This window comes from Nostoc sp. CALU 546 (assembly GCF_048836525.1).
Genome location: NZ_JAWJTF010000001.1, coordinates 62075 through 84052, shown reverse-complemented (window position 1 = coordinate 84052; position 21978 = coordinate 62075). Strand labels below are relative to the sequence as shown.

Below are 21978 nucleotides of genomic sequence, written 5' to 3'. Positions count from 1 at the left end.
ACTATGGACGAATGACTGATATTGCAGTAATTGGTGCTGGAATCGCCGGTTTAGTTTGCGCCCAGCAGTTAAGTCAAGCTGGATATTCGGTGGTAGTAGTGGAAAAGTCCCGTGGCTTGGGAGGAAGACTAGCTACACGGCGTTTGCATGGAACTTGCGCTGATCATGGGGCTTGTTATCTGAAGCCAAAAGGTGAATTATTTAGACGTTTTGTGGAGATATTGCGATCGCGCCATATCCTAGAAGTTTGGACGGAGGAGGTTTACGAACTCACAGCAGGTATTCCTTTATCTGAACCGAAAAACCGCAGTCCCCGATATGTTGCGCCTGGGGGAATGAGTGCAATCGCTAAATCCCTCGCCCCAGGTTTAGAAATATTACTGAATCAGCGTGTCATCGCTATTACCCCAACTCCCGAAAATGGTTGGCGTTTGACTCTCGAATCTAGTAACGAAGGATTATCTGCAAAAGCTTTAGTTATAGCTATTCCTGCACCTCAAGCTGTAATGCTGTTAGAACCTTTAGGCGAAACTGTACTTGATGCAGTCTTCCTTGATAACTTGCGTTCTGTAGAATTTTATCCCTCAATTAGTGCGATCGCTGGATATCCTCCCACATCCGAACCCCTCCCTCAGTGGAAAGCTTTAACTTTTGTGGATGATATCGATTTAGCCTGGATTGGCTTAGACAGTAGCAAGCGTTCCAACCCTCAGCAGCCACATTTTGTAGTTCAAAGTAGCGCTGATTTTGCCCAACGTCATCTAGAATCCCAAGATTTACAACCTGTCGGACAGATCATATTGCAACAAGCAGCTGAATCTCTGTCCCTCCCTTGGCTGAATACTCCCGAATGGATGCAAGTACATCGTTGGCGTTATGCCTTTCCTAGCCATCCTTGGCATGAAGCTTTTTTGTCTGCCGGAACTTCCCTACCTTTAGTTTGTTGTGGTGATTGGTGTGGTGGCAATCTTGTAGAAGGCGCGATGCTTTCTGGATTAGCTGCGGCTGATGAAATTAATCATCAGTTGCGTCATCTACCTTTAGATAATGTGAACTTTCTAAACGTTTTTGTCTGATCCCTTCATCTGTCGCTAGACTGATTTTGCACTCTAGCGAGTCGCTATTTTTATGACTTCCTAAATCAAAGTGCAACAAATAAGTTTTTTAGATGAAACAGCAAATTTTGCAGCAAACGTAAAATGTGATGTAAATTACCAACAAAGCTTAACTTCATTAAAAACTTGTTCCTAATTCAAGTTGTTTTATTGCCGTTAATCTTGATCCCCTAGCCTTCATGCTGCGTTTTATGTAGATTTCTGCCTTTTTGGCAGAAATTTGAAATAATTAGGATTATAAATATAAAATGTCGCAAACTTACCAGATATTGGACGCTGCTTTAATAATTTATGCTGTGAAGCAGTATAAATTTTAACTAAAATATGCAGAGGAAAATGTCTAATATTCTACTAAGATAAAAGGCTAGTTTCGGTGTCTATCACATCAATTAGTTGAATCAGTTTTAAATGATTATCATGACGACATTGCCATCTAAAAAAGTTGTTTTCTCCATCAATCATTGACTGGATTAAAAAAGGAGTTTAAGAATCATGAAAACGGTAGTTAATTTAACACAACAATCAATAGTAGGAGAAATTGAAAGCGTTTTAGATACATATCCATACCATCCATATCAAGAAGCCTTTGCGATTCCAGACTTACGCCAAGAGCTAATTGCTTTCGTCCTCAATCGTATTCCCTCCTTTTACACCGCGATGTCTGATAGACAAATTCCGTTAGCGGATGCTGAAGAAGGAAGCTTGGCTTATTACAAATTGCCTCGTAAACCTTTGGAACAGCAACTACATTTACAGAATTTGATTCACCAAGGCATTTGTTTAATCGTTCAAGAAAAGTCAGATTGGATTAGCCATCATGTTTGTGAAACAGTTCAACCAGCTTGTGAACCCTCTCACTGGTTTGGTTAGTTAATAGTTCGCAGTGAATTTTGAATTTTTGAGCTAATCCCACGAAGGCTGTTGGATTAGCTCAATATTTTTTAACGAACTTTGGGGGTTTAAGTCCTAGCCTTTGAAGGGCAGCGCGAATTGAAGCCTAAGCTAAATCCCTAGACGATCGCAGACTCGCTAACACAAAACGTAATTGCGTTAGCGCGTTCGCTTTTAGCGTCTCGTAGAAAGCGTCATTGCGAATTACTTTAAGTATCCTGCTCTTGAGGTGTAAACTTTGACAATTACCAGGTTCAAAGGACATTCCCAGGATATGAGAAAAATAACTGCTCTAATGTTGGTAAGTATTACTGTGACTGTCGGGGTGGGAGCATTAACACCCAAAGTCACTAATGCCCAATTATTTTATCCACCAGTAAGCGATCGCCATTCATTAATGGTAATCGGTCAAGGGGTAGTGAGAGTGCCAGCAGATACAGCCGATATTGAACTGGTATTCAGTAGCGGAGATAGCAATAATGAGTTAGAAACGCAACCATCAGCCATACCTGAAGCCCGTCGCTTGTCCTCACGGACTCTACTCTTAAATTACAAAACAGCAGCAGAATCTTTACCAAACACAAAATCGCTAACTAAAGCAACTCTCCAGCCTGTAGTTAATAGTCTAGTTGCCAAAGGAATTAGGGCTGATAAAATTCAAGTGCAGATTAACCCTAATTCCAGTGAAAATAACGCCAAAATATTGGTGAGACTGGAAAAACCAACACGCGATCGCGTCCAGGAAATTGTTGCTACAGCAAACAAGGCAACGAGCGAAGTTGAAAATCTTTCCGTCAAGAGCGTGGGCGTTGAGTACGCAGTCAATGACTGTCAAGCTTTGCAGAGTTCAGTTTATCAATCAGCGATGAAAGATGCTCAAAGCCGCGCTCAAGCTTTAGCAGGTGCTATGAATGTTAAACTTGATATTCCTTCTGTAGCCGAGCCATTTTACACATTATTATATCCCTCGTGTAGTTCTAAATCTGGAGTTCCTTTACCGTCTTTTGCTAGTTTTTTATTATCACCAGCTTATGATCCAGATGCGCCAGCAGAAGTAGAGATGAAAAAGGATATTTTTGTGACATATACAACGAAATAAGCATTTATATTAAGTGTGTCGCACTTTTATTTCGTCAAAATTAGGAGTGCGATCGCTTAACTATTTTCTTCTGAGCCGAATCAATAAGGATAGGTGCGATCGCGCTTCTTCTAAACTTCATATTTTTCTCTTTATATAACCCAAAATATACTTAGATAAAATTCTAGTTTTTCTAACTGTATATTTAAATATTTTGCTCTAACTTTATCGTAAATTTTTACGGCTTTTACTACTGACAAATAAATTGTTATCCTCATAATCTGTATCTAAAGGATTACAAATAATGTAGTCCAATAGAAGAGGTAAATCATGGCTAAAGGGGATCATATATACGTCAGTCTTTGGATTAATGGCAATCCTTTTACTCATCATGGAATTGATTGTGGAGATGGGACTGTCATTCATTATGATGGGCAAAGAATTTGTCTACTTTCTAAGACTGCGTTTGCCGAAGGAAAGACAATTCATATAAAAGAGTATGGAAAGTGTGATGCAGATGAAATTGTGGTTCAAAGGGCAAAAACCAGATTAGGTGAGGACAAATACTGGGCCACTTCTAACAACTGTGAGCATTTTGCCTATTATTGCAAAACAGGTAAGCATAAAAGTGAGCAAGTCAATAGGGTTGTAGCCGCTGGTGGAGGTGCAGTGGCTGGGGGTGCTGTTAGTTTTGGCACAAAGGTTGCAATTAAAGCAGCAGTGGAAACTGCAAAGAACTCTATAAACCCGATATCAAAAGTTTTAATAAATGTAGGAATTAAACAAGCTCCTACGGTTGCTGGTCGTGTTGCTGGTGGTATTGCGGGTGTAGGAGGTTTAGCAAGTGGTGTAGCGACTGATTTGGTAGTCGGTAAAGTTCTAGAAGATGATGAAAACTTATCTGAACATGAACGTGAAGCTAGGAAAAATGGTAGAGATGCAGGAAAAATAGGATCAATAGCTGGAGGACTGGCCGGAGGAGCTGCTGCTTTTATTGTAGGAGGAGGTGCTGCTATTGCTGTTGGCGTTGCTGCTCCTGCTGTATTAGGAATAGGGGCTGCTTTAGGAGCCTATCACTTCGGGAAAGAAAACAAAAAATAGTAAGGTAATTCAAGGTGCGTTAGATTATGTTGACGCACCCTATAGTTTTAATATGCACGTTAATAAATGAATTATACAAATCACTAATAATACTCAACTACAGCAGCAATAGCAGCAGCAATTTCCTCCATAATTTCACTCGAGCATCCTCCAATTTTACGGATAAATCTTTGTATATCCATACCGCGAAGTTGCAAAATATCTACAGCAGAAGTTTTTGTTAGACTATTTGCAATATCTGGTTCAATTTTAACGTGCCAAATATTGCCAGCATAATATTCTTTCCAGTCTGTGATTGGTGCAATCAACTTAATAGGTAGCTTGCCAACACCATCAGAACTTACTACTATAGCAGGACGGACTTTTTTAATTTCTGCTCCCACTGTCGGATCGAAATTAGCAAGCCAAATATCACCCCGTTTAGGAGATGTATATTTAATAATCAATCAAGTCTCCTGTCTGTAACTCCTGCCATTCTCTATCTTGCTCGTAATGTAATAACATTAACTCAGCCTGTGCTGCTAATATGCATCGCCGTTCTTCTAATGACAATTTCATAAACTCTCGACGGCTGATACTCTTAGCTTGTACAAGTGTTTCCGAAGCTTGTAGCTGTGGGTTTTCTCGCTGAGGAGTAGAATTTGAGATTTCCATACTTTCTCAGTAATTTTTATAAAAATTCCTAATTTATATTTATTTTACTGCACACCTATATAGGACTCATATTTGATTTTTTAAAAAAACTCAGTACACCTTTATTCCTTCTTCCCAGTCCCCAGTCCCCAATCCCCAGTTCCTTACCTCTACGAGTGATTCAGAAATCAAATCGGATTACTATAATATGCGTGTTCATAATCAAAATCAAATATTCACTTGAATTTAGACTAGATTTCTGATTTGAAACTCCAGTAATGAAAAAACTCCAGAAATGTTTGTGACAAATCTGGAGTCAGGAAAGATACGCATTTACCTATACCAAATTTTCACCCTGAGAAAATCTTACGTCATCAGGGTATACACTCAAATGCAGATAAAAGTGTTTGAAGATTCTCGTTTACCTCTGTACAGGACAAAAAATAGCCCCAGATTAACTGAGGCTGTTTTGCGAGAGTTGTTTGGCAGGAAGGGTACATCAATAAGTGATGCCCGTGTTAAATATAGATAATTCAGTATGCATCCTTATTCAGCCATGTTTTACCATATCAGGATGATTGGGAAAATTTTCATGGATTTTATTCCAAAAAGAAACTCCAGATGCCCTTAAGGCATTCTGGAGCAGTAACAGGTTTCTAACATCAATTAATTTTTACCTATGCGATCGCCCAATGTCGTTAGGGTATATACTCAAATGTGTTTTATGTCTACTCATCCGCAAATCGAACAACAAGTTACCTTTTTTTCTACCTCTAACCTGAATATATCTACAGAATTCTACGAACAAAAACTGGGCTTGGAGTTATGGCTTGACCAAGGAACCTGTCGAATTTATACTATTAGTGGCTCTGGATACTTAGGATTGTGTCAAGCAAGCGAAATATTGACTCCTCCAGCCGACAAGCAATCAAGTGTCATTTTTACCGTGGTAACACAGCAGGTAGATGAGTGGTTTGAATATCTCAAAGAACGTGGCATCGAATTTGAAAAACCACCTACACTAAACGAAAAGTACAACATTTATCACTGTTTTTTCCGTGATCCTGATGGTTATTTGATTGAAATTCAACGTTTCGAGACTAACGACAAAAAAAGACATAACTAAATAAGTTATGTCTAGATGTTTAATTTACAGGGCAGGGTTTATATAGGTTAGAAATTTTTGATTTACTAAGATACACAATGATATATGACCATCATCGATAAGTATGCACCTTTTCTTCTATAGATTTATCAAGGTGGAATGCGAGATTTATGCAGCCACGGCGAAATCTGTACATTTCTTTACAATTGCTGTCTAGGCGTCGCTTTTGACTTTTATATAATGTCTGACTAATTGCTATATAGTTCAATCAATATTTTATTAAGGTAACTAAATGATAGCCGAAAAAATTAAGTGGGTAAGTACAGCATTACAACCTAAAGGTTCAGTAATGAAAGCAGTTTTTAAACATATTTTATGGTGTGGATCTTTCGGATTTTTAATTTCTCTGCTTTACTATTTTAAAAAACCTGTATCCCAGCCTATTTTAGGAAGTGTTATTCCTAGTATTGTTTTAGGTTTGTTACTTGTATTTCGTACAAATACGGCTTATGAGCGATTTTGGGAAGGGAGAAAATGCTGGGGTTCTATAGTAAATAACGTCCGAAATCTAGCTCGGCAAATTTGGGTATCAGTTGATGAAATATCACTAGAAGATAAAGACAATAAAATTACGGCATTAAAGTTATTGGCAGCTTTTGCCGTAACAACTAAATTACATTTGCGAGGAGAAGCTGTCAATAAAGAGTTAGAAGACTTAATGCCATCTACTAAGTATATAAAACTGAAAATTATGAATAATCCCCCTATAGAGGTTGCTTTTTGGATAGGAGATTATTTGCAGGAACAGTATAATCGTAATTGCATTAATAGCTACCAGCTAACATCTATGCAAGAATTGTTGAATAATCTTGTAGATAACTTAGGTGCTTGCGAACGTATTTTAAAAACGCCTATGCCGCTTGCTTATGCTTTTCATTTGAAGCAATTGCTAATACTATATTGCTTTTTGCTACCATTTCAAATAGTAGAAGAACTCGGTTGGTGGACAGGTTTAATTTCTGCTTTGGTTGGATTTACTGTGTTTGGCATTGAAGCCATCGGTTTGGAGATAGAAAACCCCTTTGGTTATGACGCCAACGATTTACCATTAGATGCAATTTGCGAGACAATGAAACGCAATATTGACGATTTAATTACTTTGACGCCCAATGTGCGATCGCGTACAGAAAATATATGATTAAAGTAGACATTGCAAATTAATATAATATTGACAATACTTCTTGAATAAACTGGTCATATAGTATTGAGTCTTCGCTCAATACTTCTGTCAAGTTAAAATATGTGGATACTATTGGATCATTCTGAATACGGGTGTGTACTTCAGTAGTGATACAACTGGCAATTAAAATAGATTTAACCTTTGGGTTCCTCCGAAAAACTTCTTCAAAGGATTTTTTAGCAGCACCGTAACGTTCTAGTGCTCCCGCAGGATCAGTTCCTCCTTTTATCTCAATTACACCGACTGTTTTACCCTGATTATTTAAAAGTGAAATATCTGTCTCACTAGAAAAAAGTATAGAGGTTTGATTAGCCAACATTACACCGCGATAGTCCTCAATATTTCCTAGTTGTTCTTCAAGTCTGGCAGGATTATATACTTCAACTCTTGTACCCTGACGAGGAATAAAAGCAGCAAGAAGATTGCGTTCCTTAACCTCTTTGATAAGAAGTCGCTGTACAACTTTTTCTGCTTCTTCCCCAATAGCATTACGCCAAGAACCGTCTATTTGTGTCCCTGTTGAGGCTAGTAGTAGTCCATATAGTTCTTCCTCAGTCAAACTTTCTATAGAACTATCAATTATCAGCGATATATGTTCATTAAAAAGTCGAGAAAGAGCTAAGACTTTATCTTCTCCTAGAAAATATTTATTTTCTTGATCAAGTTCAATTCTCTTTACATCAATTGCTGCTAAATACTTAACGGCTTTCTGAGAAAGCGCCGCAATATTACGATAATAAGCTAACAATGAAGAGTGTTCTCGAATTAACCTAGGATGGCAAAATACCTGAATTAGCTGCAAATTAGGATGTTCATTGATGTAGGTAAATGCTTCTTCTCCAATACCCCATTCTGCCCAATTTGCCCAACTATATAAATGATTAACTGGTAACAAGGCATTAATTTTATTTGGCAAAGAGAGCGTTTTATATTCTTTAAGCTTGCGATAAAAGAAGGTTGAACGCAAGCGATAGTTTATACGATGCGCCTCAGTTAAGAGATTTGTTTCATCTAATGGCACAGTACTCACTTTTCCCAAATATAAACACATTTACGTAGTTCTGTGCGCCCATGATTTCCCATTTGCTGGCTACTATTTCCTTTACCTCTTCCTAATGTCCAAATATATCGCGTTTTCAGTCCAAAAGACTCTGCTATATCTGATAAAATTAGGTCTACAGGAACTTCTTCTCCAGCATACCTGACGTTATCATTTACCATTGCGACTATACCACCAGATTTAAGAATACGAGCTAATTCATAAATTACAAAGCACATTTCGTAAAAGTAGTTACCTACCATTCTGACAATATTATCATTATTTAATTTACCTTGTTTTTTGTAATTTTCTAGTACTATTAGTACTTCTTGTAAAGCAGCCTGGTTTTTAAAGGTAGAATCTATTTTTAAGAAATCCTGATGTCTATTTCTAATAGTATAAAATTGTTCTAAGTAATTACATTTGCCACGGTTTTCTACAGTGCATGATAGCATTTGCTGACGTAAAGACTTTACTTTTTCTTCACTACATCCCAAAAATGCAAGTTCAAGAGCATACGTGCGAGTGTAATCATATCTATTAACATAGGGTGGAGACGTAATGACAAAATCAACACTATTCTCTTGGATAGTTGGAAGAATTTCTAAACAAGAACCTTCATAAAGTTTAGGTTTTGTCTTTTCGACAATACTAGATTTAGTCGTTGCCAATTCTAACAGTAAATTCTCACTAAATAAATTTAGTTGGACAAGACTACTATTTAAATCTGATATAATTTGCTTTAGTTTTCGATTAATTGCATCTTCAAAAGATAAAATTTCTCCTTTATTAAATTTACCATTTCCCTTTGAGCGACCTGAACGATTATCCCAGCGCAGATATTGTCCATCTTTTCTAGTGTAGCTAATATCCTCCAAAATACAAAATGCAGCATATATAAATATAGTATTTATATCTTTATTTGGAATAATATTTTTACAATAAGATATGTAAGCAATTAGTTGTTCTTCATTTATCGAAGAAAATGCTCCACGGGTTATTGCTAAATGATTAAATACGGAAAATTGATCGTAATAGTCCTGAAAATTGATTTGTTTGAACTTTGTAATTTCTAAATTTAATAATTCTACATCTATTTTCTGAGCGATAATTCGAGCTTGTGTAGCAAAAAGCCCAACAGGTAAAAGTTCAATTCCCGTAGTTTGCCACCCCAATGCACTTGCAGCAAACAGAGATGAGCCAACTCCTGAAAATGGATCTATCAGTACACCTGGTTTTGGCTTAAATGTTTGAAGAAGATAGGTAACTAGACGTTCTGAAAATCCTTCTCTATACTTGAACCAAGAAGAAAATGGAGTTTGTTTATTACCCTGATAACTAACTAAGGTTCTATCTAAATAAGAATTATGAATAATCTTTAATTTAAATTTTTCGTAAAGCTCATTTCTTTGATTTGAAGAGGATATAAGTTGCATCAAATTACTTAGGTATTAAACTTTTGTTGATAAATATATTAATACTTGTTAGCTGTTTTATAGTTTTTATTTATCCTCAATAAATATAATTATTATTTCTCAGTTCATCATTCTATTAACTTTTTTATAGACTCCGAATCGCAATTTCTAATCCTTCGCATACACCACGAAGAAAATCTAAATCCAAAGTAGCGATCGCATCACTAGCTTTGTGATAATGTGGATTCCGCAAGAATGCCGTATCTGTCACCATCATTGCCGGATAACCCAAATCCCAGAAAGGTGCATGATCACTAAGTCTGGTTTGGGGAACTATTAAACCTCGATTCGGCACGGGTAGCCATTGACTCGGTACGCCAGCTTTGCGAATATTACGGCTCATACCAATTAAGTCAGGCAATGTCCGCAAATTCCCAATTAAAGCAATAAAATCGCCTCTGTCTGGGTAGAAGCGTTCCAGAGGAGGGGGGTAACTTTGGGAGCCAGGTGTAGAATCCTTATAACCCAGCATTTCTAAGGAAATCATCAAGCGTAGCTGTTGCTTTTGTTGATGCAACAAGGCTGCGTAGTCAGTGCTACCCAGTAAGCCATATTCTTCCATATCGAAAGCAACCAGCCTTAAGGGATATCTGACAGGTTGAGCAGCAAACTTTCTAGCTAACTCCAGCAACACCGCCACACCTGTAGCATTATCATCCGCCGCTGGTGTTCCCGGAACGCCATCATAGTGAGCGCCAATTAAAATTGGTAACAAATCCTTTTTTTGCCCTCTAGTTTGGGAGGGTAAATTTAATATCAAGTTATTACAAGCTTTACCTCTGACTTCAAAGGTGTGGATTTCCACACTCCCCCATTGGGAAAATTGCTGGCGGATGTATTCTTGGACAAAAAAATGCCCAGCCGTTGCCATGTAAGGATCGCGTTCTCGCGCGATCGCACTCAAGGAATTTTCTAATCGCTCTGTTAAATTCAAATCTTTTAACTAGTGGCAATATTAGAGTTTTTAGGCACTCAAAAGAGCAGAGCAAGCATTAATAAGGTGCATTTACCCAACTTGCAGATACCGTAAACAGAAGTAGGCGGATAACAAGAATTGAGGCTGCTTGGGCACACCAACCATCTCAATGCTATCCTAGTCTTGCAACTATCTCCTCTAGCTGCACTTCTTAGCTCACTGCCTTAATGATAACTATCATACCATTGAGGTGTTTCATCCTGTAGCACAAAGCTAAAGGTAGTTCCGCCCAATCATAATAAATGTATAAGACACTTTAGGAGAAGAGTAACGCATGGGCAAGGTAGTCGGCATCGACTTGGGTACAACCAACTCAGTAGTCGCCGTTATGGAGGGTGGCAAGCCGGTGGTGATTGCCAATGCAGAAGGAATGCGAACAACCCCCTCCGTAGTTGGCTTCAGCAAAGATGGTGAAAGAGTTGTTGGGCAAATGGCACGGCGACAAACCGTCCTCAATCCACAAAACACCTTTTTCGCAGTTAAACGTTTCATTGGGCGGAAGTATGGCGAACTTAATCCAGATTCTAAGCGTGTACCCTACACCATCCGCAAAGACGAAGTAGGTAATATTAAAATTGCCTGTCCCCGCCTCAAGAAAGATTTCGCCCCAGAAGAAATTTCGGCAATGGTGCTGAAGAAATTGGCAGACGATGCTAGCCGCTATTTGGGTGAACCCGTGACTGGGGCAGTAATTACAGTACCCGCCTATTTTAACGATTCTCAACGGCAAGCAACCCGTGATGCTGGCAGAATTGCTGGCTTAGAGGTGTTGCGAATTCTTAATGAACCGACTGCTGCATCTTTGGCTTATGGATTAGATCGGGGTGACACGGAAACCATTTTAGTCTTTGACTTGGGTGGTGGAACCTTTGACGTGTCAATTTTAGAAGTAGGCGATGGGATATTTGAAGTCAAGGCTACCAGTGGAGATACGCAACTAGGTGGTAACGACTTTGACAAAATAATAGTCGATTGGCTAGCAGAGCAATTTCTGGAAACAGAAGAGGTAGACTTAAGACGCGATCGCCAAGCTTTACAACGTTTGATGGAAGCTGCGGAAAAAGCCAAAATTGAGCTTTCTGCTGTTAGCGTCACCGATATTAACTTACCCTTTATTACTGCCACTGAAGATGGCCCCAAACATCTGGAAACTCGTCTAACGCGTTCCCAGTTTGAAGGTTTATGTGGTGATTTGGTGGGGCGCTTACGGATACCAGTGAAACGGGCGCTCAAAGATGCCGGACTCTCGCCTAGAGACATTGAAGAAGTTGTTTTAGTTGGCGGTTCTACACGAATGCCAATGGTGAAGCAGCTAGTGCGGGACTTGATTGGTACGGAACCCAACGAAAACGTTAACCCCGATGAAGTCGTGGGAGTGGGTGCAGCAATTCAAGCAGGAATTCTCGCCGGCGAACTCAAAGATGTGCTGCTTTTAGATGTCACACCCCTTTCTATGGGACTGGAAACCATCGGCGGCGTAATGAAAAAACTTATTCCCCGCAACACCACCATCCCAGTCCGGCGCTCTGACATTTTTTCTACGTCTGAAAATAACCAAAACACTGTGGAAATTCACGTAGTCCAAGGCGAACGGGAAATGGCAGCAAACAATAAGTCTTTAGGACGTTTCAAGCTGTATGGTATCCCGCCAGCGCCACGAGGAATTCCCCAAGTTCAGGTGTCATTTGATATTGATGCTAACGGTATTTTACAGGTAACAGCCTTAGATAGAACCACTGGGCGAGAACAGAGTATCACCATTCAAGGCGCTTCCACCTTGAATGAGTCGGAAGTGAATCGGATGATTCAAGATGCTCAAAAATACGCTGATGTCGATCGCGAACGCAAAGAAAGAGTAGAAAAACGGACTCGTTCTGAAGCCTTGATTTTCCAAGCAGAACGGCAACTTAGAGAAGTAGCTTTAGAATTTGGTATGCAATTTGCCCGCAGCCGCCGCCAAAGAATTGATAATATTTGTCGAGACTTAAAAGAGAGTCTTAAGGAAAATAGCGATCGCGGTATTGATCAAGCCTACGCCGATTTACAAGATGCTCTCTATGAGCTAAATCGGGAAGTCCGCCAGACTTATGCTGAAGATGAAGATGACGACTTGTTTGGTACCATCCGTGACATCTTTACTGGCGGTGATAAGGAACGAGAACGCGAATTTCCCAGAGATACATATCGGGAACGCGACTCATACAGTCAGGACTATGGCAGAGATTACGGCAAAGATTACGGCAAAGATTACGGCAGAGACTATAACCGAGACAGTCGTTCTCCCTCTTATGAAAGCCGTCCTCCACGCAGCAAATCCCGTCCTAGCTACCAAGATAACTGGGATGATGAAGAAGACAGTGATTGGTTGTAATTAGAAGGCAGGAGGCAGAAGGCAGGAGGCAGGAGGTAAAAGCTGCTCAGGAAAATGATTTCACTGGCTAGCATTTTATGTTTAATTATGTCTACCTAATTAGTACTTCTGATAAGAGTTAAGAGTAGAAGTTAAAAATTAAATCTTTCAACTCCTAACTCTTAACTCCTAACTCATGATTAATCCAAAATCTAAAATCTAAAATCTAAAATTTAAATAACTGAACTATGCAAAATTTGCCGAACTTTCGCGATTACTACGAGATTTTAGGAGTGTCTAAAGATGCCTCTGGCGAGGAAATTAAAAAGGTTTATCGGCGGTTAGCAAGGCAATATCACCCCGATCTAAATCCGGGTAACAAAGAATCTGAGGAAAAATTTAAGGATATTGGCGAGGCTTATGAAGTCCTTTCGGACTCAGCCAAGCGATCGCAGTACGACCAGTTTAGCCGCTACTGGAAGCAAAAAGGCTTTGCGGGCAATAAACAGACGCCAAAGGCTAAAACTTGGCAGAGTAACGCTAGCGATCGCAATGGCAATCAGGACGTAGATCCCAGCCAATTCTCCGATTTTGAAAGCTTTATTAATCAAGTTATCGGCGTCAAAAATAAGAGTGGGGCCAGTAATTCTAGTAATGGTAACAATAGCGATCCCTTTCGTTCCCCCAGAACAAAAGTTGCCTATACCGTTAATACCCCCCCACCTCGCACAACCCGCCGGGATATAGAAGCCAGATTAACACTCCCATTAGAAAAAGCTTATCAAGGTGGTAATGAACGCATTCGCTTAGAAGATGGGCGATCGCTAGAGGTTAATATGCCTCCAGGTATGGTATCAGGTCAAACCATTCGTTTGCGGAATCAAGGCGTTGGTGGTGGCGATCTCTATTTAAAAATTACCGTTGAGCCTCATCCGTTATTTAAACTAGAAGGTGCAAATATCCTCTGCCAAGTACCAGTTACTCCCAGCGAGGCAGTTTTAGGAGGACAGGTAGAAGCACCTACTCTTGATGGCCCTGTAAAAATGACTACCCCTCCCGGAGTTAGGTCTGGTCAAAAATTTCGACTAGGTAATAAAGGCTATCCCAGTGATGATGGTAAACGTGGGGATCAATTAGTAGAAATTCAAATAGTTACACCGAAAAATATTAGTCAAGAAGAACGGGAACTTTACGAAAAGTTACGGCAAATTGAAACCTTTAAACCCCGTGCTGATTTAATCCGTTAGGGATAATACAGTAGAATTCAGAATTCAGAATTCAGGAGTCAGAATTCTGAATTAAAACAGGCTCTATACCTAGTTTTTAGACTTAGTTTCTGTACTTTACTAACTTGAAATCATCTGTATATAAAGCCATTGACCAAAATAATGACTAATTCGTAATTATTTTGGACTTCAGTCTTCATCTTGAAAAATAGTTTCTATATCTTGTGAGCCATGCAAGATACGTACAATTTATATACCTTCGTCTATTGGACGATAAAAAATTAAATAATTTTTCACTGGGAAACTTCGCAAAAAAGGAGCCAACTCACCTCGTAGTCTGCCCATTTGGGGAAATTTAGCCAGTTTCGGAAAATTTTCTCGCAGAGTATCAAAAAGTGTGTCAGCAGCTTTTAAGTTATTTGGCGCGAGATATTCCCATATATCCTCAATATCTCGCGCTGCTTGAGTAGAAATCCGAAATCGATTCATAGAGAATCGCTATCAGCAGAATTTTGCTGTACTCGCCCTTTAATATTGGCAAAAAAAGCTGAAATTGACTCCTCATTATATTCAGTATAATGACCGCTTTCAAGTTGCTTAATACCAATGTCAATCTGACTGCGTAACGCTTCTAGCTTAAATTTTTGCAGTTCTTCTTCAAGGCGCTGAAGTTGATCTATCATCTGTTGAAACGCTTGTGCTTCATGTACCACAACCTCAGCTTTACCATTCACAGTTAGTACAAGCGGGGACTTTGTAGCCTTGATCCGTTCTACGTAATCCTTGGCATTGCGCTTGAAGTCGGTAAGAGTTTGAATATTTTCGAGATTAATTTTGATGTGCATCGCATCTAATTAAATGCTTTATAAAATATTTTATCAGATGCTAGACCTGTTGTGTCTTCTTCTGTCTTCTTCTGTCTTCTCGAATTCACAAAGGATTTAAAATATAAAAAATATCTTTGAGCAAAGTGACTCAAACAGCCGTGAATCACAACGGGGCAATGCCACAAAGCAGTGAACCAACTTATTACTCCCTGCTAGGACTGCATCCCTGGGCATCGGTAATCGATATTCGTCGCGCTTATCGGCAACTGAGCAAACTCTATCATCCTGATACTACAGACTTGCCGACTGCGATCGCCACTCTCAAATTCCAGCAAATCAACGAAGCCTACGCCACCCTTAGCCATCCAGAACGTCGGTTAAGCTATGATCTAAAAATTGGCTATTCCCGCTTTGGAGTGATTCAACCACCCCCTGATTTGAATCATCCCGTCTCACGTTCCTATGATTTTTCAAAATCAGCATACCTTGATGCGAGCGATCGCCCCTTATCATCTGGCGAAATCTTTGCCTTATTTATGCTGGTGTTAACATTTGTAGGTTGTCTATTATTAGCAGTTGCCATTGCCTTAACTCGTGGTGAGGCTGCTATCCATTCCCATTTGCTACAACCATCTGCGTTTGTACAACAGCAGATTACTTATATGTCGCAACTAACTACTCATCTGAAATAATTAAAAATTAAAAAATTCCCTAATCCAAAATCCAAAATCCAAAATCTAAAATTCCTATGCCTCTTCTTCCCTCCGATACTCCCCTATATAATCATCCCCTGCCACAAATTGAGCAGTGGCTAAAAGACCAAGGCTGTCAACAAGATGACACACAGAGACATTGCTGGCACGTGCAGCGGCCTAGCTGGAAAGCTGAACTATGGCTCGACGTTGAGCAAATCGTAGTGCGATATGTCCAATCTGGGGAAAATGGGCAAGATATCCAACGTTCATTCAAGTATTCTCTGAGTCGGGATGATGTAGAACAAGCGGTGTTTTCTGGGCCATAAGGAATTGCTAAGTACGATCCTTTCCAATTAACTTTGTAAGAAGAATTCAGAACTCAGGAGTCAGAATGGGCTAAACCTTAGCTATCCGCTAACAGTATGAATTGTGTACGAGTGGGTGATAGCTTGCGGAGTGTGAGTCCACCTTAGCGAGTATTTTCGAGTCGCGTCTGAATATTGGTTAAAAGCAAGTGGAATGGTGGGCGAAAAAAATTAAAATATTCTCACCTTAAAACTCTATTCCTTTATGGTTAGACTAATTCTGAATTCTGAATTCTGACTTCCGACTTCTGATTTATTTGCATCGAGCTATTTAGATCGCATAGTGATTGCACCCTGAAACCACTCAACAACACCATCTGCCAAGACTCGCGCTAATTTTTTTTGTTCATCGGCGTTGGCTATCCATTCAAATTCTTCGGGGTTGGTCATAAAACCCAGTTCCATTACCACTGATGGTGCTGTAGAGGGACGAGTTAGCGCCAAGTTATTCCAAAATACCCCCATTGATGAACGTCCTAGCTGGTTAACTAGATAATTGTGGAGAAAAACGGCTAGGCTATGGGCTTGGGAATGATACCAAAAGGTTCTAATGCCCTTGATATTCTCTGCATCTCCGTCATCGGGTACTGCTGTGTAATGTATAGTGAGAGCGATCGCTGGTTGTTGTTGCTCGATCATGTCCTGGCGAGTAGACAAAGCTATTTCTCTGTCATCTTCTCGCGTCATCACTACTAACGCGCCTCTTAAGACCAGTTCATCACGCAGCAACTTAGATACTGTCAAGCTGACATCTTTAGCTAAATATCCTGTTGGCCCAGCCGCGCCAGTTTCTTGCCCTCCATGTCCTGGGTTAACTAAAATCTTGATACCAGATAAGGGTTGTAATTGTACCTGTGCAAAAGCTGGTGAAGAAATAAATATGGAACTGATCGCTAAACCTAAAATTGGTTTCACTGATATAGACTCCTATTTGACATCCTCCCCAGCCTCAAGGCGTGGGGATTCCAAAAATCACTTCTTGGATCTTTCTGCTTCATAGCAACTGCCATCAGACAAAAACGCCCATCCAAAGCGATCGCTTACAATTAAAGTTACTCCTACTTTGACAAAAACCCATGCAAATCGTTCTGCCACCTGAAGTAGAAGCCCTAGTTCAACGCCAAATCACTACCGGTAAGTATCAGAACGCGATCGCAGTTATTCTTGCAGGCGTAAAACTCCTGGAACAGCAAGAAGATATCTATCAAGGACGACTACAAGACTTGCAACAAGAAGCGCGTATTGGGTGGGAAGCGTCCGAGCGGGGCGAAGTTGTTGATGGTTCGGCTGCAATGGATCAAATTCGTGCCAATGTGCGCTCGCGCTATGGTGTTTCAGACAAAGCATGACCTCACAATTTCGCCTTACCAAACCTGCAATTCAAGACATTGAGCAGATAGCAGATTACATTGCTAGACAATCTGGCTTGGCTCAGTCTGAGGGTTTTCTGAGTAAGCTGAACGCGAAATTTGCCAAAATTGCTCAGTTCCCTGGTCTAGGACGACAGCGTGATGAAATTTTACTTGGTATCCGTAGCCTCTCAATAGACAATTACCTCATACTCTATATGCCCATAGGGCAAGATGTGGAGATTTTTCGTGTTGTTAGTGGCTATCGAGATATAAAAGCCCTATTTCACGACTCTGATTCTTGATTTACACTTTCCCAAACCGCCGCTCCCGTTGCTGGTAGGCACATAAAGCGCGATGAAACTCAGCCCGATCAAAATCTGGCCAGAGAGCATCGGTAATATAAATTTCTCCATAGGCCATTTGCCAGAGAAGAAAATTTGAGAGGCGCATTTCTCCACTGGTACGAATTAACAAATCTGGGTCACTAATTCCTGCTGTGTACAAGTGGCTTTCAAACACCTGTTCATTAATTTCATTGGGTTGTAGCAGACCTTGCTGGACTTGTTTTGCGATCGCCTGACAAGCTTGTAAAATTTCCTGCCGTCCACCATAATTAGTTGCTACCGAAAACCGGATACCGCGATTATCCTTAGTTTCTTCCATTGAACGGGAAATTTCTTGTTGGAGCGATCGCGGCAAGTCTTGCAAATTTCCGACAAACTTAATTTGAACATTCTCTTCGACCATTTCCCGCAATTCTTGCCGCAAAACTCTTTGAAAAAGAGTCATCAAAAAATCCACTTCTTCCTGCGGTCTTTTCCAGTTCTCCGTTGAAAAAGCATAAGCTGTTAGCGCCTGAATTCCCCAATCCTGACAACAGCGAAGTAAATCTTTAAGAGCATCTACTCCTCGCTTATGACCCATAATCCGGGGTAGACCCTGACGTTTAGCCCATCGACCATTGCCATCCATAATCACCGCAACGTGCTGCGGCAATAGTTCTCGTTTTAAGTCAGTAGGCAAATCTTGCAGTTTAGTTTGTTGTGCTGTCATTTTTTATCTCGAGAAGCGGTCGATGGTAATCCGAGTAAACGTGAGACGAGTGCTAGTGTCTTCCCACCTGTCCGACGAACAAAACTCAACAGACCAGGAGCAACTGCTTCCCGATCGACGTTTGGGGACAAAAGAGCCTCTAATGACTCTTTCAGCTTTCTAATCGTCAGCGGTCTATTTAGGGTTCCCCGTTCCGCTAAGGAAATAGAACCCGTTTCTTCAGATACAACGACACAAATGCAATTTTCGACCCGCTCAGTAATTCCCATTGCCGCCCGATGGCGTGTTCCCAACTGGCGCGAGGCTGTGCGTCCCGAAAGTGGTAAAATTATACCCGATGACACTATCCGTGATCCACGAATCAGTGTCGCCCCATCGTGTAACAAAGTTTTCGGCTGGAAAATTGTCTGGATCAGTTCTTTAGAAACTTCCGCATTTAGCTTTACTCCTGGCACAGAAAAGTCTCGCTCATCAATTGGCCCTGTGGTTTCCACAATTAGTAAAGCTCCAATGCGGTTTTTTGACAATTCTTTAACAGCCTCAACAATTTCATCAATTACACTATCAGATTTAGGGATTGCCAGCCGATCGGGTTGAAATAGCTGGCGGAATTCGCCACGCCCCAATTGCTCCAAAAACCGCCGAAACTCTGACTGTAGAGCAACAGCCATCGCCACAGCACAACCAATTACCAATTTTTCTAATACAAAACTTAGCAGAGGTAGTCCTAATCTGCCACTTAGTGCCGAGGCTAGCATTAAGATAATGAATCCCCGCACCATCCACAGTGTCCGGCGCTCACTAATGATAACTAGTATCATGTAAGTCAGCGCCAACACCAACACAATATCCAGAGTCCCAAGTAGCAAGGACTGTGACCATCCTAGGTTTGTCAGCCATTGCTTCCACCAATCTCTCATGACATCTGGATTACACTTTTGCCTCTAATTTACGGTTGGTCATTAGTCATTTGTCGTCCTTTGTCATTTGCAAATGACTAATGACCAATGACTAATGACAAATGACTATTTCTTTAATCTTTCTGGTAGGCGATCTTGTCGAATTAAGTCTTGATAAGTTTCACGTTGCAAAATTAAATTTGCTTCGCCATTCGCCACAACAACAGCTGCCGATCGGGGCAAGCGATTGTAGTTAGATGCCATACTGTAATTGTACGCACCAGTTCCCATAACTACGAGAATATCCCCTGGTTCAGTCTTTGGGAGTAGAGCGTTATGAATCAGAATATCTCCTGATTCACAATGTTTGCCAGCAATTGTGACTGTTTCGGTTAAGGGAGAAGACATTTTATTAGCAACGACTGCCCGATAAACTGATTGGTAAGTAATCGGGCGAGGATTATCAGACATTCCTCCGTCGATCGCTACGTAGGTACGAATTTCTGGGATAACTTTGGATGAACCAATAGTATAGGCAGTGACGCAAGCTGTGGCAATCAGCGATCGCCCCGGTTCACACAGTAATTTTGGCAAAGGTAAATTTTCGGCTGCACAAGCTTCTTGAATTACCTCACAAATCGGCTTCACCCACTCTTCAATGCTGGGGGGATCGTCTGATTCTATATACTTAATCCCTAAACCACCACCGACATTTAATTCTGTAAAATTTAACCCATACTTGGCCGCATCACGTAACCACTGTACCATCAGAGCCGCTAAATCTCGATGCGGTTGGCGCTCAAAAATTTGGGAACCGATATGAGCATGTAACCCCACGCAGTTAAGGAAAGACTGTTTACTGACAAAAGTAAATAATTCCTCTAACTCATTCGGATCAAAGCCAAATTTACTATCTAGTTGCCCAGTGCGAATATATTCATGTGTGTGACATTCAATACCCGGAGTCAAGCGCAACAAGAAACGAGGCTGTACGGAGGGTGAATTTGCTGTCTCAACAATTTCTACCAAAGTGCGTAACTCGTGCCAGTTATCCACCACAATAGTGCAACCTACTTCTGTGGCAAAAATCAGTTCTTCACGAGATTTATTGTTGCTATGAAGATAGATTTTCTCAGGATTGACACCTGCTTGCAGCGCAGTGTAGAGTTCACCACCTGATGCGACATCAATTCCTAAACCTTCTGAAGCCGCGATCGCGCAAACTGCTAAACAATTCCAAGCTTTTGAGGCGTACAATACTTGAGATTCGCCCTTGTAGTATTGCTTGAAAGTATCTCGGTATTGCTGACAAGCCGAACGCAGGGTTTCTTCATCTAAAATATATAAAGGTGAACCAAATTGTTCAACTAGGGTTGTGACATCACACCCACCAATTTCCAGGAGGTCATGATTATGAACTCTGGCAGTCAAGGGTAAAAGTTCTTGATTGGGCGATGGATTTGTGTTGGTGTCGTGCCTTTGAGGTAAATATTGACTTCCAGAATGTTGAACCCCAGTGGGGTGAGTCGATACCATAACTATAAAAATTTTCCTTGTTCAATTTACGGGCTGTGAGTTCATCTCCCAATTCCCAGTTTACAAAGGGTTTGTAACGTTATTCAATAAATGTGATCTCATTAGACTTAGAAATTAAATTACTGACAGCAGAGCATCTGAGTGCATTGTTGGAACTGGATCAAGCCTGTTTTGGTGGTTTATGGACAATGGAGGGCTACCAACGAGAGTTGGACAGCCCCAATAGCGATCTGCTGGGTTTATTTTCCCCTGTCTCTAATTCGATGCTGCTGGGAATGGGTTGCTTTTGGTCAATTTTAGACGAAGCCCACATTACAATTTTGGCGGTTCATCCCCAATATCACCGTCAAGGTTTAGGACAGGCTTTATTATATGCACTCATTAAGACAGCTTGCGATCGCAAAATGGAGCGAGCTACCCTCGAAGTCCGAGCTTCCAACTTGGGAGCCATATCTTTATATCAAAAATTTGGCTTCAAAACAGCTGGGCGGCGTCGGCGTTACTACCAAGATAACGATGAGGACGCGCTCATTCTTTGGCTTCCAGATTTACAACACCCCAAATTTAAAGCGACTTTAGACCAGTGGCATTCCATGATTAGCGATCGCCTGGACAAATCCTCTTGGCACTTGATTTTTAAATAATTCGTAATTAATTACGAATTATTTAAGTGTTGGGAATTATTAATTTTGAATTATCGGAGTTTGGATCGGCTTCAGCAAAAAAATGCACTTTGCTGCGCCAATATTTATATAAATATTTTATCTATTTTGGCAATTGCATAAGAAAACACTATGCAAATTATTTTTGCTTGATATTAAAAAATATATATGTTATACATAAATGTTTGGGATTAAGTAAATCAACTCTCAATGTAAGCAGTGAACTGTTTGTAGTAAATCTCAAAAACGCTGGTGAACTAAAGCTCCTCAGTACACTAGCCACATAAAAGTAGTCAAGAGTTAACAATTAGCCCATCAACCCAAGTCATAGCTTCAGGATGTCTATAATCTGTTATACAG

The 21978-nt window shown here is 40.4% G+C and carries 23 protein-coding genes and 1 pseudogene; 13 read left to right on the top strand and 11 right to left on the bottom strand.

What is annotated here, in order from left to right; translation table 11 throughout:
• The first annotated feature begins 11 nt into the window (after positions 1–11).
• From RRG12_RS00405 to RRG12_RS00390, 4 genes are all read left to right on the top strand, one after another.
• The gene (locus tag RRG12_RS00405) at positions 12–1076 is read left to right on the top strand and encodes an NAD(P)/FAD-dependent oxidoreductase (protein ID WP_420757956.1); all 1065 of its coding nucleotides are present in this window, start codon (positions 12–14) and stop codon (positions 1074–1076) included.
• 531 nt (positions 1077–1607) lie between these two features.
• Positions 1608–1985, top strand: a complete 378-nt coding sequence (locus tag RRG12_RS00400; RefSeq protein WP_176727050.1) for a hypothetical protein — start codon at positions 1608–1610, stop codon at positions 1983–1985.
• Positions 1986–2244: 259 nt separating this feature from the next.
• On the top strand, positions 2245–3105 hold the full coding sequence (locus tag RRG12_RS00395; protein WP_420757955.1) for an SIMPL domain-containing protein: 861 nt from the start codon (positions 2245–2247) through the stop codon (positions 3103–3105).
• Between the two features lie 309 nt (positions 3106–3414).
• Positions 3415–4185 carry a lecithin retinol acyltransferase family protein gene (locus tag RRG12_RS00390; RefSeq protein ID WP_335153321.1) on the top strand — a complete coding sequence of 257 codons (771 nt, stop codon included), beginning with the start codon at positions 3415–3417 and terminating at the stop codon, positions 4183–4185.
• 83 nt (positions 4186–4268) lie between these two features.
• Here RRG12_RS00390 and RRG12_RS00385 read toward each other — a convergent pair whose 3' ends face one another.
• Positions 4269–4631 carry a type II toxin-antitoxin system PemK/MazF family toxin gene (locus RRG12_RS00385; RefSeq protein WP_420757954.1) on the bottom strand — a complete coding sequence of 121 codons (363 nt, stop codon included), beginning with the start codon at positions 4629–4631 and terminating at the stop codon, positions 4269–4271.
• The gene (locus RRG12_RS00380) at positions 4621–4839 is read right to left on the bottom strand and encodes a hypothetical protein (RefSeq protein WP_069071504.1); all 219 of its coding nucleotides are present in this window, start codon (positions 4837–4839) and stop codon (positions 4621–4623) included. Before RRG12_RS00380 ends, RRG12_RS00385 begins: the two co-directional genes overlap by 11 nt.
• A gap of 703 nt (positions 4840–5542) precedes the next feature.
• Here RRG12_RS00380 and RRG12_RS00375 point away from each other — a divergent pair.
• Positions 5543–5944 (top strand): VOC family protein, encoded by a 402-nt coding sequence (locus tag RRG12_RS00375; protein ID WP_420757953.1) that lies wholly within the window; start codon positions 5543–5545, stop codon positions 5942–5944.
• A 271-nt stretch (positions 5945–6215) separates the two neighbouring features.
• On the top strand, positions 6216–7121 hold the full coding sequence (locus RRG12_RS00370) for a bestrophin family protein (protein ID WP_069071502.1): 906 nt from the start codon (positions 6216–6218) through the stop codon (positions 7119–7121).
• Positions 7122–7140: 19 nt separating this feature from the next.
• On the opposite strand, the gene RRG12_RS00365 is transcribed toward RRG12_RS00370, so the two are convergent.
• The 3 genes from RRG12_RS00365 to RRG12_RS00355 all read right to left on the bottom strand — a co-directional run bounded on the left by RRG12_RS00365 (position 7141) and on the right by RRG12_RS00355 (position 10611).
• Positions 7141–8184, bottom strand: coding sequence for an XcyI family restriction endonuclease (locus RRG12_RS00365; RefSeq protein ID WP_420757952.1), 1044 nt, complete (start codon positions 8182–8184; stop codon positions 7141–7143).
• Positions 8185–8189: 5 nt separating this feature from the next.
• On the bottom strand, positions 8190–9638 hold the full coding sequence (locus RRG12_RS00360) for a site-specific DNA-methyltransferase (RefSeq protein WP_420757951.1): 1449 nt from the start codon (positions 9636–9638) through the stop codon (positions 8190–8192).
• 124 nt (positions 9639–9762) lie between these two features.
• Positions 9763–10611: a M28 family peptidase gene (locus RRG12_RS00355; RefSeq protein ID WP_420757950.1), complete on the bottom strand. Its 849-nt coding sequence runs from the start codon at positions 10609–10611 to the stop codon at positions 9763–9765.
• 316 nt (positions 10612–10927) lie between these two features.
• Between RRG12_RS00355 and dnaK the strand changes: the two genes are divergently transcribed.
• Together dnaK and RRG12_RS00345 are read left to right on the top strand one after the other, a co-directional pair.
• A complete protein-coding gene (gene dnaK / locus RRG12_RS00350) occupies positions 10928–13024 on the top strand; it encodes a molecular chaperone DnaK (RefSeq protein WP_069071498.1) in 2097 nt (698 codons plus the stop codon).
• Between the two features lie 227 nt (positions 13025–13251).
• Positions 13252–14250: a DnaJ C-terminal domain-containing protein gene (locus tag RRG12_RS00345; RefSeq protein WP_420757949.1), complete on the top strand. Its 999-nt coding sequence runs from the start codon at positions 13252–13254 to the stop codon at positions 14248–14250.
• A 228-nt stretch (positions 14251–14478) separates the two neighbouring features.
• On the opposite strand, the gene RRG12_RS00340 is transcribed toward RRG12_RS00345, so the two are convergent.
• Positions 14479–14718: a type II toxin-antitoxin system RelE/ParE family toxin gene (locus RRG12_RS00340; RefSeq protein ID WP_420757948.1), complete on the bottom strand. Its 240-nt coding sequence runs from the start codon at positions 14716–14718 to the stop codon at positions 14479–14481.
• The gene (locus RRG12_RS00335; RefSeq protein WP_069071495.1) at positions 14715–15074 is read right to left on the bottom strand and encodes a type II toxin-antitoxin system Phd/YefM family antitoxin; all 360 of its coding nucleotides are present in this window, start codon (positions 15072–15074) and stop codon (positions 14715–14717) included. Before RRG12_RS00335 ends, RRG12_RS00340 begins: the two co-directional genes overlap by 4 nt.
• Positions 15075–15232: 158 nt before the next feature.
• On the opposite strand from RRG12_RS00335, the gene RRG12_RS00330 reads away from it, so the two are divergent.
• Together RRG12_RS00330 and RRG12_RS00325 are read left to right on the top strand one after the other, a co-directional pair.
• The gene (locus RRG12_RS00330) at positions 15233–15748 is read left to right on the top strand and encodes a J domain-containing protein (RefSeq protein ID WP_420758041.1); all 516 of its coding nucleotides are present in this window, start codon (positions 15233–15235) and stop codon (positions 15746–15748) included.
• A gap of 56 nt (positions 15749–15804) precedes the next feature.
• A complete protein-coding gene (locus RRG12_RS00325; RefSeq protein WP_069071493.1) occupies positions 15805–16077 on the top strand; it encodes a DUF3143 domain-containing protein in 273 nt (90 codons plus the stop codon).
• Between the two features lie 306 nt (positions 16078–16383).
• Here RRG12_RS00325 and RRG12_RS00320 read toward each other — a convergent pair.
• Positions 16384–16959 (bottom strand): annotated as a pseudogene (locus RRG12_RS00320) (N-acetylmuramoyl-L-alanine amidase family protein); the annotation flags it as partial.
• 233 nt (positions 16960–17192) lie between these two features.
• Between RRG12_RS00320 and RRG12_RS00315 the strand changes: the two are divergent.
• Both RRG12_RS00315 and RRG12_RS00310 read left to right on the top strand, forming a co-directional pair.
• On the top strand, positions 17193–17465 hold the full coding sequence (locus RRG12_RS00315) for a ribbon-helix-helix domain-containing protein (RefSeq protein WP_420757947.1): 273 nt from the start codon (positions 17193–17195) through the stop codon (positions 17463–17465).
• A complete protein-coding gene (locus tag RRG12_RS00310) occupies positions 17462–17770 on the top strand; it encodes a type II toxin-antitoxin system RelE/ParE family toxin (RefSeq protein ID WP_420757946.1) in 309 nt (102 codons plus the stop codon). The genes RRG12_RS00315 and RRG12_RS00310 overlap by 4 nt, the downstream gene beginning before the upstream one ends.
• Before the next feature lies 1 nt (position 17771).
• On the opposite strand, the gene RRG12_RS00305 is transcribed toward RRG12_RS00310, so the two are convergent.
• The 3 genes from RRG12_RS00305 to lysA form a co-directional block, all read right to left on the bottom strand.
• On the bottom strand, positions 17772–18521 hold the full coding sequence (locus tag RRG12_RS00305) for an isoprenyl transferase (protein WP_069071491.1): 750 nt from the start codon (positions 18519–18521) through the stop codon (positions 17772–17774).
• Positions 18518–19441 carry a diadenylate cyclase CdaA gene (cdaA, locus tag RRG12_RS00300; RefSeq protein ID WP_420757945.1) on the bottom strand — a complete coding sequence of 308 codons (924 nt, stop codon included), beginning with the start codon at positions 19439–19441 and terminating at the stop codon, positions 18518–18520. Before cdaA ends, RRG12_RS00305 begins: the two co-directional genes overlap by 4 nt.
• 105 nt (positions 19442–19546) lie before the next feature.
• Positions 19547–20956 (bottom strand): diaminopimelate decarboxylase, encoded by a 1410-nt coding sequence (gene lysA / locus RRG12_RS00295; protein WP_420757944.1) that lies wholly within the window; start codon positions 20954–20956, stop codon positions 19547–19549.
• Between the two features lie 92 nt (positions 20957–21048).
• Here lysA and rimI point away from each other — a divergent pair, with 92 nt between their 5' ends.
• On the top strand, positions 21049–21600 hold the full coding sequence (rimI, locus tag RRG12_RS00290) for a ribosomal protein S18-alanine N-acetyltransferase (RefSeq protein WP_420757943.1): 552 nt from the start codon (positions 21049–21051) through the stop codon (positions 21598–21600).
• The last annotated feature ends 378 nt before the right edge of the window (positions 21601–21978 follow it).

What these genes read in the sequence shown, in the direction of transcription:
- RRG12_RS00405 (WP_420757956.1), top strand. Translation starts at nt 12, where the DNA reads ATGACTGATATTGCAGTAATTGGTGCTGGAATCGCCGGTTTAGTTTGC.
- RRG12_RS00400 (WP_176727050.1), top strand. Translation starts at nt 1,608, where the DNA reads ATGAAAACGGTAGTTAATTTAACACAACAATCAATAGTAGGAGAAATT.
- RRG12_RS00390 (WP_335153321.1), top strand. Translation starts at nt 3,415, where the DNA reads ATGGCTAAAGGGGATCATATATACGTCAGTCTTTGGATTAATGGCAAT.
- RRG12_RS00380 (WP_069071504.1), bottom strand. Translation starts at nt 4,839, where the DNA reads ATGGAAATCTCAAATTCTACTCCTCAGCGAGAAAACCCACAGCTACAA.
- RRG12_RS00375 (WP_420757953.1), top strand. Translation starts at nt 5,543, where the DNA reads ATGTCTACTCATCCGCAAATCGAACAACAAGTTACCTTTTTTTCTACC.
- RRG12_RS00370 (WP_069071502.1), top strand. Translation starts at nt 6,216, where the DNA reads ATGATAGCCGAAAAAATTAAGTGGGTAAGTACAGCATTACAACCTAAA.
- RRG12_RS00360 (WP_420757951.1), bottom strand. Translation starts at nt 9,638, where the DNA reads ATGCAACTTATATCCTCTTCAAATCAAAGAAATGAGCTTTACGAAAAA.
- dnaK (WP_069071498.1), top strand. Translation starts at nt 10,928, where the DNA reads ATGGGCAAGGTAGTCGGCATCGACTTGGGTACAACCAACTCAGTAGTC.
- RRG12_RS00345 (WP_420757949.1), top strand. Translation starts at nt 13,252, where the DNA reads ATGCAAAATTTGCCGAACTTTCGCGATTACTACGAGATTTTAGGAGTG.
- RRG12_RS00340 (WP_420757948.1), bottom strand. Translation starts at nt 14,718, where the DNA reads ATGAATCGATTTCGGATTTCTACTCAAGCAGCGCGAGATATTGAGGAT.
- RRG12_RS00335 (WP_069071495.1), bottom strand. Translation starts at nt 15,074, where the DNA reads ATGCACATCAAAATTAATCTCGAAAATATTCAAACTCTTACCGACTTC.
- RRG12_RS00330 (WP_420758041.1), top strand. Translation starts at nt 15,233, where the DNA reads ATGCCACAAAGCAGTGAACCAACTTATTACTCCCTGCTAGGACTGCAT.
- RRG12_RS00325 (WP_069071493.1), top strand. Translation starts at nt 15,805, where the DNA reads ATGCCTCTTCTTCCCTCCGATACTCCCCTATATAATCATCCCCTGCCA.
- RRG12_RS00315 (WP_420757947.1), top strand. Translation starts at nt 17,193, where the DNA reads ATGCAAATCGTTCTGCCACCTGAAGTAGAAGCCCTAGTTCAACGCCAA.
- RRG12_RS00310 (WP_420757946.1), top strand. Translation starts at nt 17,462, where the DNA reads ATGACCTCACAATTTCGCCTTACCAAACCTGCAATTCAAGACATTGAG.
- RRG12_RS00305 (WP_069071491.1), bottom strand. Translation starts at nt 18,521, where the DNA reads ATGACAGCACAACAAACTAAACTGCAAGATTTGCCTACTGACTTAAAA.
- cdaA (WP_420757945.1), bottom strand. Translation starts at nt 19,441, where the DNA reads ATGAGAGATTGGTGGAAGCAATGGCTGACAAACCTAGGATGGTCACAG.
- lysA (WP_420757944.1), bottom strand. Translation starts at nt 20,956, where the DNA reads ATGGTATCGACTCACCCCACTGGGGTTCAACATTCTGGAAGTCAATAT.